We start from the raw sequence: 14,848 nt of genomic DNA on the forward strand, positions 1-14,848 counted from the left end.
ATATTAGCCTGCTTTCTGGAGGTTCTCAAACTGTGTAACGTAAGCAGCAATTGTTTCTTTTAATGAAGCAATTAATTCATCTGATAATACTTTCTTTTCATTGATTTCATCAATGTATTCATGATGATTTAAGTTGATATTGTCAACTAAGCCACTCATGAATTCATTCACTCTGTTTGTCTTAATTGTCTTTGTAAAGCCATTTTCAAGAGCGAATAATGTAATAACCTGTGCAGCAACACTACGTGGAGAATACTGGGCCTGCTTTAAGACTTCACGTACTCTTTCACCATGTTCGATTGTTGCTTTTGTAGCATCATCAAGGTCACTACCAAACTGGGCAAAGGCCTGCATTTCCTGATACTGTGCTAATTCAAGCTTCAAGTTACGAGAAACCTGTTTCATAGCTTTGATCTGGGCAGCACTACCTACACGGGATACAGATAAACCTGTATCGATGGCTGGTCTAAAGCCGGCATTGAATAATTCCTGCTGTAGGAAGATCTGGCCATCTGTGATAGAAATAACGTTTGTTGGGATATATGCTGAGATATCGCCAGCCTGTGTTTCAATAATTGGTAGGGCAGTAATAGAACCCCCACCATTTTCTTCATTCAATTTACAAGCACGTTCAAGTAATCTTGAATGGAGGTAGAAGACATCACCTGGATAAGCTTCACGTCCTGGTGGTCTCTTAAGAAGTAAGGAGAGTGTACGATAAGCAACGGCATGTTTGCTTAAGTCATCATAAACAATTAATACATCCTTACCTTGTTCAAGCCATTCTTCAGCAATCGCACAACCTGCATAAGGAGCGATATACTGAACTGGTGCCATTTCACTAGCTGAAGCAGAGACAACAGTTGTATAATCCATTGCTCCACCTTGTTTTAGTTTATTTACAACCTGGGCAACTGTTGAATTCTTCTGACCAATTGCCACATAAATACAATAAATATTCTGGTCTTTCTGATTTAAAATCGTGTCGATAGCAATCGCAGTCTTACCTGTTTCTCTATCACCGATAATTAATTCACGCTGACCTCTACCAATTGGGATAATAGAATCAATTGTTGTAATACCTGTCTGTAAAGGTTCATCAACTGATTTTCTTGTCATAACACCAGGCGCAATTCTTTCAATTGGTCTTGTCTTAGCGGTATGAATTTCTCCCTGGCCATCAATAGCCTGTCCTAATGGGTTAACAACACGTCCTAATAATTCATCACCAACAGGAACTTCAATAATTCTGTTTGTTCTGCGGACTTCATCGCCTTCCCTAATTTCATCTGCGTTACCTAATAGTGTGATACCAACGCTGTCTTCATCAAGGTTCATGACCATACCATAAACACCACCAGGGAACTCAATAAGTTCACTGACCATGGCATCATCAAGACCATGAACAACAGCAACACCGTCACCAACAGTCATAACTGTACCGACGTCTTTACTCTCGATGACATCATCATAATGCTTAATCTGATCTTTGATTAAAGCACTGATTTCATCCGGTCTTAATCCCACACTCGTCACCTACTTTCTAGCAAGCTCTTCTTGAGCATGCTGACTTTGTTTTTCACTGAGCCATCATAGACTCTTGTATTCACCTGTACGCGTACACCACCAATAAGACTTTCATCCTTGATGACACGTAAGATGACTTTCTTGTTTTCTTTCTTTGAGATTGCTTCTTCAATAGCAGCAACCTGCGCATCTGATAAATCAAAGGCACTATAAATCTTACCTTCTTCAATACCTAAATGCTTATTACATAATTTAATGAAACTATCAACAATTTCCTTAATGTAACGAATTCTTCTCTTTCTTACAAGCAGCTTTAAGAAGTTTAAGACCATCAAATCAATATCTTCTTTGAAACATTTATCAAGAAGTTCAATCTTAGCTTCTGATGGTATTAATACATGTGTAAAGAATGGAATAAATGATGGATCACTCTCAAGAATACTATCCACAAACTTAACATCTTTAAGATAGTCTTCTAACTGGTTATTTTCTAATGCCAAGTCAAAGAGTGATTGAGCATAGACTTGCGCAATATCATTCATTAATGAACAACCTCATCAACAAAGTTTTTCACCATTGCATCATTTGTCGCTTCATCCATCTTCTTATCCATAATCTTTTCAGCTACCTGAGTAGCGATATCAACGATATCTTCTTTCATGCGATCTTGAGCTTGAGCTCTTTCAAGTTCAATTTCACTTCTTGCCTGTTCAAGCTTATTTCTTGCCTGCGTATTTGCTTCATCAAGAATAGCTTGTTTCTGCTTATTAGCATCTTCTTTTGCCTGATCAATGATTGTGCGATACTGTTTTGCCGCATCACGTGCCTGTTTATCAGCTTCATCTAAGTAAACCTGAGCTTTTTCTCTCATATCCTTAGAATCATTGATATTCTTTTCAATATAATCAGCACGCTTTTCAAAGAAGGCAAGCATTGGACGCCATAAATATTTCTTGAAGACAATCAGAAGAATTCCTGTAGAACAAATCTGAACAATCCATGTCCAGAAGTTAGGAAATAGTTTACTAGCTATATCAGGTACAGAACTAGCATCCATTGATTATTTCCTCCTAAAAATTCTAGTATACAAAGATTAAGATAAGAGAAACAAGTAAACCATATAAGGCAACTGTTTCTGTTAAGGCGATACCTAAGATCATAGTAGTACGCACTTTGTTTTCTGCTTCTGGGTTTCTACCAATAGCTTCAACGGCTTTTGAAGCTGCAATACCTTCACCAATACCAGTACCTAAACCTGCACATACAGCAATACCTGCACCAATCGCAATTAAACCTTTTACCATAATAATTTTTTCCTCCTCTATTTTCTATTACTATTTATTCTTCATCTGGATTTTCAATCGCAATCAAGATAGAAGACAAGGTTACAAAAACTAAAGCCTGAATAACACCAGAGAAAACATCGAAATAGAGATGTAACACAGGTGCCACAATAGGACCAATAAAATTGAATGGAATATGAACCAAGAACTTTACAAGTGCCGAAGTAGCAGCATAAAGCAATGACATAATAAATGAACCACTTAATAAGTTCGCAAATATACGAATTGATAATGATAACAATGGAGAGACCATACCAATAAGATTTGTAGGTGGCCAGATTTTATCTTTAACATATGGCCATACACCATTATGTTTGATTGAATTCCACTGAATCAATATAAAAGTGATAAATGCTAATGCAAAAGTAATTGAATAGTTTGTAGTAGGGGCTTCAAAGCCAAGCAAGCCCCAAAGATTCGATACGACAAGAAAAGCAAACAACATCGTAAAATAAGGATAATAATTCTTTTCAAACTTACGTGGCATTAAGCCTTTCATATAGTCATACATCATCTTTATTCCCGTTTCTGCTACTAAAACAATGCCTTTTGGTCGTGTTAACGGATCTGTTTCTTGGACTTTCTTACCTATATGAATAAATAAGATAGCCAGGATCAACGTTACTACAAGCGAACTTAGAAGCTCCGGTGCTAACGTAAACTTAGGCAGCACGATTCCTCTTCCTCCTTTCTACAGCCTCATTGACATAAATTGTAATCTTAACAATAAAATAACCAATAAATACCGCAATATAATTGAGATATCCAGATAGCTTTATGGCTAAGACCAATCCCGCTGCATAAATTACTAATTTACCAATAAACATCACATAAACAACAATAACAGCATACTTATGATCATGTATACTTAAAATCAGATCAGTCATAGAAACTGTCATATGAAAAATAAGTAATGAGATCAGATAACCAAGAATAATTCCGGTTGTATAACTGTAATTCTTAAAGACATAACTCACAATCAAACTGATTACAAGCGCGACTATAAAGACTTTTATGGATGTTTGTCTAATCTGTTTTTCAATCATCAATCTGTCCCGAATAAACGGTCACCAGCATCACCAAGACCTGGTACAATATAGCCATTTTCATTCAGATGATCATCAAGAGCAGCTAAAGTAATATCAACATCAGGATGCTTTTCCTGTAAGAATTTCACCCCTTCAGGTGCACCTACAAGACATACCAACATAATATCTTTACCACCGCGCTTTTTAATATCCTCAATAGCCATATCAGCAGAACCACCAGTAGCAAGCATCGGATCCACAATAATGATCTTGCTTGATTCTAATCCCTTAGGGAAACGCGCATAGTATTCCTGTGGTTCCAATGTCTCTTCATCACGATACATCCCAATATGACCAATCTTGGCATTAGGCATAATCATTCTAAAGCCATCAACGAGACCAATCCCTGCTCTTAAGATAGGGACAAGAATAATCTGTTCAGCTAATTCAAAGCCTGTTGTCTTACAGATAGGTGTCTCGATATCCTTCAGTCTGAGAGGGAAGTCTTTTGAGACTTCATAAGCCATCAACATCGCAATCTCGTCTAAGTTTTGTTTGAAGAGATATGTTGATGTGTCTTTATCACGCATGATTGAAAGCTTGTGTTTAATCAGGGCATGATCAATAATCTTTACACTCAAGTTTATTCCTCCTTTAAATAATCAATATCTGCATACATCGTTACTTTATCTGTTAAAGCTTTCACACGACGTAAACATTCATTCTTTACTTCATCCGTTTCTTCATTCTTTAAGCGATAAGCAATAATCTTACCAACTTCTCTGAAGTCTTCTTCTTTGAAGCCTTTCGTTGTCATGGCTGGAGTACCTACACGAATACCAGAAGCCTTAAATGGCTTTTCTGTATCAAATGGAATAGCATTCTTATTCGCTGTAATATTAACTTCATCAAGTAAACGCTGTGCTTTCTTACCTGAAATACCACAACTAGCCTTAACATCCACTAACATTAAATGGTTATCCGTACCACCACTGACAATTCTAAAGCCTTCTTCTTTTAATGAAGCTTCTAAAGCCTTGGCATTAAGAATAATCTGATGAGCATATTCTTTAAATTCAGGCTGTAAAGCTTCATAGAAACATGCTGCTTTAGCCGCAATAATATGCATTAATGGTCCACCTTGCATACCTGGGAAAACTGCTGAATTAATCTTTTTCGCAAGTTCTTCATTATTTGTCATGATGACACCACCACGAGGACCTCTTAATGTCTTATGTGTTGTTGTTGTAACGATATCTGCCCATGGGAATGGTGATGGATGTTCACCTGCTGCAACTAAGCCCGCAATATGGGCCATATCCACCATGAACATAGCTCCATTAGCATGCGCAATTTCAGCCATTGTCTTAAAGTCGATAATACGTGAATAAGCTGAGGCACCTGCTACGACAAGCTTAGGCTTCACTGTTTCAACTTCTTTCTTATATTCATCCATATCCAGCATTTCTGTTTCACGGTTGACACCATAAGAATGGAATTCATATGTCTTACCTGAATAGTTAACAGGAGAACCATGAGTCAAGTGACCCCCATCCGCAAGACTCATACCTAAAACTTTATCACCAGGATTTAATACTGCGAAATAAACAGCTGTATTAGCCTGAGCGCCTGAATGAGGCTGTACATTCGCATATTGACAATTAAAGAGTTTCTTTAATCTTTCAATCGCAAGTGTTTCTACTTCATCAACATACTGACAGCCACCATAGTAGCGCTTTCCAGGATAACCTTCAGCATATTTATTAGTAAGAACACTCCCTGCTAATTCTAGAATTTCATCAGATACAAAGTTTTCTGAAGCAATTAATTCAATGTTGTTTCTTTGTCTATTTAATTCTCTCTCAACACTTTCAAATACTGCTGTATCTCTCATAGCCTCTCTCCTTTTATTGCTGCTTTTCTAAAGCCATCATTTTATCAATACGACGCTGATGTCTGCCACCTTCGTAGTCAGTTTCCAAGAAGGCTTTAAGTACTTCTAAAGCGACTCCTGTGCCGACTACACGCTGACCCATTGCAAGCATGTTCGCATCATTATGCTGGCGTGTTGCTTTAGCTGAGAATGTGTCATGGCATACAGCACAACGAATACCATGTACTTTATTCGCTGTCATGGAAACACCTAATCCTGTTCCACATACAACGACACCACGATCAAATTCACCATTGGCAACTGCTTTTGCCGTAGGAATAACATAATCAGGATAATCACAAGATTCTTCAGTATAAGTACCAAAGTCCTTAACCTCATGACCTGCTTTCTGCATTTCCTCAATCAATACATTTTTCAACTGTAACCCAGCATGATCACATGCTACTGCAATCTTCATTTAGAAAGTACCTCCTCTATGTCTCTCAAACTTATTTCGCCTTCTCTTAGAATCTTGAGCTGGCCATCGCTCATATTCACAACCGTACTTGCCGTTGTGTTATGTGTCTCACCAGCCACCACTAAAGCAATACGTCCATCTAGCTGGGCAAGCACTTCTTGTTCATTAGTCGTATTACTACCACCTGAAATATTGGCACTTGTAACCAGTAGGGGACCTGCTTTATCGATCAGATCTAATACAAATGGACTATCAGGAATCCTGATGCCAATTGTAGGAAGATTGTTGGTCATAGCAGGATCAACAGAGTCTTTACGTTTTAAGACAAGTGTAATCTTGCCTGGCATAAAAGCTTTTGCGACCTTTTCTACCCTTTCGTCCATTTCCGCATATTTTCCAATATCTTCGCGCTGAGAAAGCATTAAGGTGACTGCTTTAGAGTAATCACGGTTCTTCGCTTCCATCAATTTGTCAAGTGCTGCCCTGTCATTGAATTTCACCGCAACACCATAAACAGTTTCTGTTGGAAACGAAACAACCTCACCTTGCCTTAGCGCCTCAATAAGAACACTTTTTTCTTCAGGCTGAATTACTTTCGTCATGCAATCACCTCATTTCGAAGATATGATACCATAAAAACATAAGAATACATAGATTTTAAGGTTATTAATTTACACAAATGACCATTGGTCATTTTTAAATTATTATACACATAATTATTCATTAGTCAAATTCTTTTTCATACATGAAAAAGAACGGAAAATACATATATTTATGCAAATTCCGTTCTTGACATATATTTTCTTTATTCAACAAGCCAATCCACAATATCTTTAATGACAATACCTTCAATATCATCATCAATTAACTTATGTAGAGTAAGAACAATCTTTTGAAATGCGATCAGTTGATTTAAATAGATATCACGATGTTTCAATTCACTTCTATTTTTCATCATAATCACCCCTTCGACAACATTACACTTTAAGGCATTTTAATAATAAAGTTTAGGTATTTGATTACTTAATTTTGACACATAATATATACCCACACCATGATGACACCTTATAGTAATTTTAAAAATGAAGCCATTTCATAGTCCTTTCTTCTTATTTTTCAATACATAGTTTTCACAATGACCACACCAAAAATACTTCCCTTGATATCCTGGCTATGAAAATAGTCATTAGCTCTTACCAATGATTATAAGTAAGAATTCAAATAAATTTTTCTTTTCAAATTCTATCTATTATTCCCTTTTAAGTATATTTCATAACTTATCTCTACAAGATTGGAAAGAACTAGCTATGCATAGATTCATACATGTTTGTATGTTTTATTCATGAAAATAGAACTATTTTTATCATCTTTATAAATGTAATTGCATGCTTACATATAGGAGAGATATCATAGAAATATGAATATTTAGGTGAAGCAGGAATATACTCTATTAAATCAACTTCTTTAATTGTAATAAATCCTACATTCTAACGAATGATTACTGTTTAAACTCCTAACATTTGATCCTGCTTCCCATATTCACTTTTTGTGCTATACTTCTTTTGAGGTAAACATATGAAGAATAAAAAGAAGACGTGGCTGACTGTTGCTAGTGTGGGGTTAGGTGTAACAGCTGGCTATTTATTAACAGGTTATCTGAGTTTAAGATATGCCTTTAAACGTAAGAATTATAAACAGAAACATGCAACAGCAGTAACACATCCCTTAAGTGAAGAAGAGAAAAACTATATTGCTTCGCTTAAACAAGAAACACTTACTACAACATCCTTTGATAATCTTGCCCTTAAGGCAACATTCTTTCCAGCCGATATAGCTTCCAACAAGGTTGTCATCTGTATCCATGGCTATCATTCCTATGGTATGTTGGATAATCAATACTTTATCCGTTTCTATCATGAACATGGTTTTCATGTTCTTATTCCTGATGATCGTGCACATGGTGATAGTGAAGGGGAGTATATTGGATTTGGGTATTATGACCGTCTTGATATCATGCAATGGATTATGAGAATCCAGGAATATTTTGACTATCAGCCACTTAATATAATGTTACATGGTGTATCCATGGGAGCGAGCGCTGTCCTGATGGCAAGTGGTGAAGACTTGAGTAGCGATGTCAAGTGTATTGTTGCGGATTGTGGCTATGCTTCAGCAAGAGAACAACTCTCAAGTGTTCTTAAAGCACATCATATCCCTACACACATAATTATGTCATCGGCAAGCCTGCTTTCAAAAAAAGTTATTGGTTATGACTTCAACAATATTGATGTCATCAAACAAGTAGAGAAGAGTCATATACCTACATTATTCATCCATGGTGATCAAGATAGCTTTGTCGACTATCAAAATGTCAAAAAGCTCTATGAAGCATGTCATGCCCCAAAGGAACTCTTCATTGTTCCTGGTGCTGAACACTGCGATAGCTATATTACTGATCCAAAGGGCTATGAGTCCCATGTTCTTCAATTCACAAATAAATACTTTACAGACGAAAAACAGTGAGGATATTGTCCTCACTGTTTTAACGTTCAAGATAAACAGATGAATGGAAGATTGTACCTTCTGCTTTAAACTCACCATCACCATTATACTGATGCGCGATTTCCATGACTGAGCGTAAGCCAATACCTATACGCGATCCATCCGCCACTTTAGCCGATACAAAACGATCATCCTTCATACGAATATTACCATCAAATGTATTATCCATTGTAAAGATTAGAAATTGTCCTTGAATCATGGATTTAAAGATAATATATTTATCCCCATTTTGTATTCTTTGACATGCTTCCATGGCATTCTCTAAAAGATTACCAATAATAATACATATGACATTATCTGCAATATGTTCATTATGGGAAGAAATTTGTACTTGAATATCAATCTTGATACCATTTTTATGTGCTTCTTCATAGTAGTAAGAAAGCAAGGCATTAGCAACCTGGTTATCACAGAAGTCTTTGATATTATTGCTTGGGATTGTTTGAGAAAGGTTGTTGATATAGGATTGTATTTCTTCAATCTTACCTTCATCCGCAAGCTGTTTAATAGAGACAATATGATGTCTTAAATCATGTCTTTGTCTTCTGACTTCATTTTCATGGGCAATTAAGATATCATTATGCTTTCTCTGGGCATCTATGGAAATCTCTAACTGATGTAAGTCATTAGCTAAACTAATGGCTTTTTGATTATCTTTAATCATGTTGTTTGAGACATGCTGGAGATAGAGGAAGAGAAGGACAAGTATTATGTTTGTCCCAATTGTAATAAGGGAAAGACTATATGTTGGATCATAGATACGAAGGACTAAGTCAATAACTGCAAATGTCCACAAGTTAAAGGTCAATAACGCAAACAAACCATCATCTTTTCTTCGATCTGTAAACGTATAATAAATAACGACAAAGACAATAAATGTAAGTGTTAAGAACTCTAAAATGACAAAGTAGTAATAGATAGTATGAAAGCTTAATATGCCTAAGAGCTGTAAGATGATGGCTGTAATAGCCGACAAAGCATTTATATACTTCAGTGTGATCAAGATATCATGCCCACGTTCCTGAAACTGTACCATCATGAAACTAATAAAAGGCACCATAAAGAAGAAAAGGGCTGAATAGCTCAACAAGTACATCAGATTCATATTTTGCCTAATATAGAGCGTTAAGTCATTTTGTCCATATTGCCATAAAGACATCAAAAAGATAAATACTCCTGAATAGAATATACGTTTCTCAGGTACATTATATTTGATAAACAACGAGAAAACGACTAAGAGTATGCCGACTGTTAATGCATAAATAGATAATCCTCTCGATAATCCTGCATGAATAGCTAAATAATGAGCTAATGCATCTCTTTTACCGACAAAGAAATGTTCTAATTTCAGACTATCTCTACCATTCAATGTTTGATATTCAACTCTAACTTGCAGTTGAGTTTGGTTTGCATAAAAAGGAAGGACAACACTATTGACAAGTTTTGCTGGGTCTTTCATAAATGGTGGTCTCTCATCACGGCTGCCATAGCTATAGATAAGCTTTTTATCGGCATATATTTTGATTGGTGAATAATTGCTTTTAAACAAAAGCATATCTCCTAATTTACCATGTACAGTAAAGGTCACAATGACCTTTTCATCTTGATCAGTATCTTGGAGGATATAGGGCAATTGTACATTATGTTTTTTTCCACGATAGTACATTTGTGCATTACTGATTAAGTGATGATGATTTTTATGAAAATCAATATTTTGATATCCATAAAATCCAAGTATCAGTTCTACGAAAAACAATGCTATGATTAAGCCTATAAATAAACGTTTTGTCCATTTTTCTTTCATCATGACCTTGACTTCCTAAACAAATATGCCTGTAATGCTTTTTTAGCTTCAAAAATACTTGGTCGGCGAATATAGACATCATGACCACCTTTCATCACAAACAAACGATTGTCTTTATCAAATGAACTCACATGTGCTAAGTTCACAAGATAGCTCTGATGACAACGATAAAAAGAATCAAGCGTCAATAACTTTTCAAAACTATCGAGCTTAGAAAGAACTTTATATTGATCTTCATTCACCATATGAATATATACATAATGACCATCCTGTTCTATATAGGAAATCTCACATTCAATAAGAGAAATCATTTTACCTTCACATTTAACATCAATATGTGGTTTTAAAGCTAGCTCCTTCTTTGCCTTTAACATCACTTCTTTGACATCATCAGCACTAAATGGCTTAACAAGATATCTATTCACATGTAATCGATAGCCATCTGCAAAGTGCTCTGTACTTGTCGTAATAAAAGCAATAATAGCCTGTTCATCAAGTTCCCTGATCTTACTAACCACATCAACACCATTACTTTGTTTCATATAAATATCCATAAATATCAAATCATATTCCCCTGGATAATACTGTGCGATAAAATCTTCACCATCCATGAAATACTGATAAGTAAACTCTACCTGACTCTCATTCATACAAGATAATAGATGTTGAAATTCCGTTTGATCATCTTCACATATCGCAATATTTAACACATTCCCACTCCCTATTCTATGATTAAACAATTGATATATGTTTGTAGGCCTCACATCAAAAAAAGGTCAAATACCCACACGTATATTTTCACATCATCATGTATTGTTGTCAATTAAATTGCTTGTTTTACTGAATTATTTACTAATACTTGACACAAAAATATCAAAAAAGACCCACTTTGTTTTAATCAAAATGAGTCATTTCATTAATATTATGATATTCACAAGAGAATCCTTCAGCTATATCAGCTAGCTTATTAATAGCATTGATTACCCCTACAGTTTGATGAGAAAGGAGAATATAGAATTCCCCATTCTTAAACTGCGTTATACATGCATCATTTCTGATCGCATGTAATATCCGATCTTTCAGTTCTACATTAGATAAATAGCTTTGTTTATATCGTACACATAAGACATATTGTTCTCTTGAACGATGTCTTTTTCGATGAGCAAGCTGACATAATCTTGCAAAGTAATAAGGTGTTGTTTCTAAAGCAAAATCTTCGTTGTGCTGATTTTTATTAAAGAGGGAGAGAACTTTATTTTGTAAGTGATATTGATGTTGCTGGCCTAATTTATGAAGTACTCCATTTTGAATCAATTGTTCGTCATCATGCTTAATAATATGTTCAATCGAAGAGCTTATGTTGTGGAGATGATGCTCATGATGCCTAATAAGTACATATAGTGCATCAATTACAGCCCTTATAATCCTATGGTTCATTTCAATAGTAATATGATCACTTTCCATCATTGGTAAAAAAAATCCCTTATACAACAAGATAATCTCTCTAGCCAACATGTCCTTTTCCATACTTTCCTGCATTTGTTTATGAAAGGTGAAAAGCTGATCATAGTCTGTAATAATTTCAATAGACTGATTGACATAGTAACTATCTGCTTCATGACAGATCAGTGTATAATCCACAAAAAATTCATTAATGAGTTTTTCAGTACGCCAGATTAGAGTCTTTATACTATTGGCTTGACTTTGTTTAGTTCCACCAAATAAATATTCTGAAAGTGTCCATTTATCTAGGTCTTCTTGGCGATGTAAAATAAGCTGGCTTAATAGCTTAATAGCCATTGTTGAATGAATGTCATTATAATTTAGTATACGTTGATTATATTCTATTTCAAATGTTCCTAACATACGTACATTTATTATAGCACTCATATTTTTCCCCTTTTACTAAACAGGAACAAAAGCTTTTAATAGATTCATATAGGTAATGATGAAATGTTTTATTAAGAGCTTAGAGATTACTTTTTCTTGTTCCTGATATTATTTTAGTGTTAATACTAGTCTTTGTTTAGGGCGAGTTATGCATGATTTTATGCATAATTGGGCATTTCTATAAAACCTTTTTTAAACATTCAATCATGTCTTTTTTCTTTGTTTGATACGTAGATTGTAGAGAGATAGTGCCTGTTCATAATTGTTATATCTTGGATCACCACGATGATCGACAAGATCATATTCAAGAGAAAGATGCTTTCCAAAAAATAATGATGTTTTTTTAGCCCCATTGTAATTCAAATGATCACCACCATCACGACTATCCTTATTCCAATTTATTTGAAGTGGCAAAGTATTGAAATCAATAAAGTTATATCCTTGGGACCTAAAATACTTTGACAGAGTCATATTTCTTTCTTGACTCCAGTTTTTAGCACTAGGCAGACTCATAAAGACAAGCTTAGTATGATATTCTTTTGTCAGCTTCATGATCTTCTTTAAATAAGATAGGGCATAGGGTTGGAGATTTATATGAGGCTTCTTATGTTTTACTAAAGGCACAACGTTGTCATAATAACGAAAGCCTTTCAAGTAATCTTTTTCACTTAACGTAAATCTTGTCGAAAAATCTTTACGACTCAGATTCTTCCAGCGATTATGAAAAAGGATGAGGGGGATTTTTATACCATATCTATTTTGTATATCTTCTTCAAAATTCATCTTTCTAAACAAAGACTCTGCTTCAAGGAATACATACTTGGGATGTTGTGTTTTATAGACACGTTTTAGGATTTCATAGGACTCATAGATACTTTGTGCTGGCGTTGATGCTGAGTATATTGTGTAGCCATATTGTTCATAGATCAACATAGGTGAAAGTGAGGAATAAACAAGAGAATCCCCTAAAGCAATCACATCAACAGTATTTATTGTTTCCGAGAATATCTTATTACTTGTAACATAATCAACACCAAATGCTTTTTCATTAGTTTTTGGAGTAAAAATAATTGATCCAATAATAATCAATATAACCAATATAAAATGAAAGAGAATTGCTTTAACCATATGAGACTTCCCGTAAGGTAATATGAAAAGCAATATCTTTAGCTATAAGGTTTCTATGAATTCTTGTTGTCATTTTCTTGATATCTTCTTTTGCTTTTTCATATGTTGTGATATTCTTTAAAACCACAAATTGATTATTTGAAAAGCGACTAAAGACATCACTATATTCCAATAAACTCATCAAAGTATTCTTCATATCATTCATCGTCTTCTCAAGATATCTCTTCACTTTCACATCATTTTCATGGGACTCAACAGTAATTAAGGCAATATAGGAATTCGCACCATCGATATCATTAAGATGTTTTTGATGTACAACCAAACGCTTAAAAGAGCCATATTCCACATATAAAGGCTGATTATTTGTACTTTCTCCAAACATATCCATCACTTCCAACAATGTAGTATCCTGAGGATGTTCCTCTACTTGTATTTTTTCATAAATCTTTTGTAAGGCTTTATTGGGATTGGGATTGACATTAGAATACATATATAGAGCATCAGAGGCAGTTGTATAGGCAGCTCTCGCATTTTCATATTCACCATTCAAATATAAGCCTTTAATCCATAGGGCGTAGAAATCGACATCACTTTGATCCAGCGCAATACCTTGCTTCGCAACATCAATCATCTGCCTATAATCTTCCCGTTTCTCAAGATAACGAATATAGTCATAATAAATCTTTAAAATCTCTTTTTGAAATTTCTTAGCTTGTCTCGCTATTCTTGGATCATTGTCTAGATCACTTAAATAAGCACCTTGATATAAACTCAGCGCTCTTTTAAAGAATAATGTCTTTTCATAATATTGCCTCTTTTTCAATAACTCCTCAAACATCAATGCATCTACTTCAAATACATATGCAGGATTCAATTGATATTTTCCATTCCCTGTAATCAATAAATCATGAATTCCTAGTTCTTTCTTTAAGAGCGTTCTTAAACGATAAATAAGATTCTTTAAGACATTCGCATAATTCTCAATCTTCTCATACTTCCAGACATATTTCGCAATTTCTTCATTGTTCTTTTGTCTATCTTGATTACAAATAAAACATGAGAGGAGAAGAATAAGCTTAGGTGACTTGATCTCTTGGCTTGTTATAGTTTGATTTTTATATGTGATTGAGAATTCACCAAACATCCTTACATTGATTATGTGTTTTTCCATTCAACTCACCTCTTTATTCAATTGAAGGTATGGATGATCATCCA

17 protein-coding genes are annotated in these 14,848 nt (G+C 34.8%); 1 reads left to right on the forward strand and 16 read right to left on the reverse strand.

Annotation, left to right across the window (positions count from 1 at the left end):
• Nucleotides 1-3: 3 nt before the first annotated feature.
• From atpA to FYJ79_RS09070, 11 genes are all read right to left on the reverse strand, one after another.
• A complete protein-coding gene (gene atpA / locus FYJ79_RS09020) occupies nt 4-1,527 on the reverse strand; it encodes a F0F1 ATP synthase subunit alpha (protein WP_321043086.1) in 1,524 nt (507 codons plus the stop codon).
• 5 nt (nt 1,528-1,532) lie between these two features.
• Nucleotides 1,533-2,069 carry a F0F1 ATP synthase subunit delta gene (locus FYJ79_RS09025; protein WP_154517153.1) on the reverse strand — a complete coding sequence of 179 codons (537 nt, stop codon included), beginning with the start codon at nt 2,067-2,069 and terminating at the stop codon, nt 1,533-1,535.
• Nucleotides 2,069-2,584, reverse strand: a complete 516-nt coding sequence (gene atpF, locus FYJ79_RS09030; RefSeq protein WP_154517156.1) for a F0F1 ATP synthase subunit B — start codon at nt 2,582-2,584, stop codon at nt 2,069-2,071. The genes FYJ79_RS09025 and atpF overlap by 1 nt, the downstream gene beginning before the upstream one ends.
• A 22-nt stretch (nt 2,585-2,606) precedes the next feature.
• Entirely contained in the window at nt 2,607-2,831 is a 225-nt protein-coding gene (gene atpE / locus FYJ79_RS09035) for an ATP synthase F0 subunit C (protein WP_154517159.1), read from the reverse strand.
• 34 nt (nt 2,832-2,865) lie between these two features.
• Nucleotides 2,866-3,543 (reverse strand): F0F1 ATP synthase subunit A, encoded by a 678-nt coding sequence (locus FYJ79_RS09040; RefSeq protein WP_326803673.1) that lies wholly within the window; start codon nt 3,541-3,543, stop codon nt 2,866-2,868.
• Complete coding sequence (locus tag FYJ79_RS09045; protein WP_154517162.1) at nt 3,533-3,916, reverse strand: ATP synthase subunit I; 384 nt, start codon at nt 3,914-3,916, stop codon at nt 3,533-3,535. Before FYJ79_RS09045 ends, FYJ79_RS09040 begins: the two co-directional genes overlap by 11 nt.
• A complete protein-coding gene (gene upp, locus FYJ79_RS09050; RefSeq protein WP_033161920.1) occupies nt 3,916-4,539 on the reverse strand; it encodes a uracil phosphoribosyltransferase in 624 nt (207 codons plus the stop codon). Before upp ends, FYJ79_RS09045 begins: the two co-directional genes overlap by 1 nt.
• 2 nt (nt 4,540-4,541) lie before the next feature.
• Complete coding sequence (glyA, locus tag FYJ79_RS09055) at nt 4,542-5,792, reverse strand: serine hydroxymethyltransferase (RefSeq protein WP_154517165.1); 1,251 nt, start codon at nt 5,790-5,792, stop codon at nt 4,542-4,544.
• Nucleotides 5,793-5,805: 13 nt separating this feature from the next.
• The gene (gene rpiB, locus FYJ79_RS09060) at nt 5,806-6,249 is read right to left on the reverse strand and encodes a ribose 5-phosphate isomerase B (protein ID WP_154517168.1); all 444 of its coding nucleotides are present in this window, start codon (nt 6,247-6,249) and stop codon (nt 5,806-5,808) included.
• Complete coding sequence (locus FYJ79_RS09065) at nt 6,246-6,851, reverse strand: L-threonylcarbamoyladenylate synthase (protein WP_154517171.1); 606 nt, start codon at nt 6,849-6,851, stop codon at nt 6,246-6,248. The genes rpiB and FYJ79_RS09065 overlap by 4 nt, the downstream gene beginning before the upstream one ends.
• A 203-nt stretch (nt 6,852-7,054) precedes the next feature.
• On the reverse strand, nt 7,055-7,207 hold the full coding sequence (locus tag FYJ79_RS09070; protein WP_154517174.1) for a hypothetical protein: 153 nt from the start codon (nt 7,205-7,207) through the stop codon (nt 7,055-7,057).
• Nucleotides 7,208-7,824: 617 nt separating this feature from the next.
• Here FYJ79_RS09070 and FYJ79_RS09075 point away from each other — a divergent pair.
• Entirely contained in the window at nt 7,825-8,772 is a 948-nt protein-coding gene (locus FYJ79_RS09075; RefSeq protein WP_154517177.1) for an alpha/beta hydrolase, read from the forward strand.
• A 19-nt stretch (nt 8,773-8,791) separates the two neighbouring features.
• Here the strand turns inward: FYJ79_RS09075 and FYJ79_RS09080 are convergent, their stop codons facing one another.
• From FYJ79_RS09080 to FYJ79_RS09100, 5 genes are all read right to left on the reverse strand, one after another.
• Complete coding sequence (locus tag FYJ79_RS09080) at nt 8,792-10,618, reverse strand: sensor histidine kinase (RefSeq protein ID WP_154517180.1); 1,827 nt, start codon at nt 10,616-10,618, stop codon at nt 8,792-8,794.
• Nucleotides 10,615-11,325, reverse strand: coding sequence for a LytR/AlgR family response regulator transcription factor (locus FYJ79_RS09085; protein WP_195837061.1), 711 nt, complete (start codon nt 11,323-11,325; stop codon nt 10,615-10,617). The genes FYJ79_RS09080 and FYJ79_RS09085 overlap by 4 nt, the downstream gene beginning before the upstream one ends.
• Before the next feature lie 184 nt (nt 11,326-11,509).
• A complete protein-coding gene (locus FYJ79_RS09090; protein WP_154517186.1) occupies nt 11,510-12,505 on the reverse strand; it encodes a hypothetical protein in 996 nt (331 codons plus the stop codon).
• Nucleotides 12,506-12,709: 204 nt separating this feature from the next.
• Complete coding sequence (locus FYJ79_RS09095) at nt 12,710-13,633, reverse strand: hypothetical protein (RefSeq protein ID WP_154517189.1); 924 nt, start codon at nt 13,631-13,633, stop codon at nt 12,710-12,712.
• Nucleotides 13,626-14,804 carry an AfsR/SARP family transcriptional regulator gene (locus FYJ79_RS09100; RefSeq protein ID WP_154517192.1) on the reverse strand — a complete coding sequence of 393 codons (1,179 nt, stop codon included), beginning with the start codon at nt 14,802-14,804 and terminating at the stop codon, nt 13,626-13,628. The genes FYJ79_RS09095 and FYJ79_RS09100 overlap by 8 nt, the downstream gene beginning before the upstream one ends.
• Nucleotides 14,805-14,848 lie beyond the last annotated feature (44 nt).

The organism is Sharpea porci (assembly GCF_009695655.1).
GTDB classification, from domain to species: Bacteria; Bacillota_I; Bacilli_A; order Erysipelotrichales; family Coprobacillaceae; genus Sharpea; species Sharpea porci.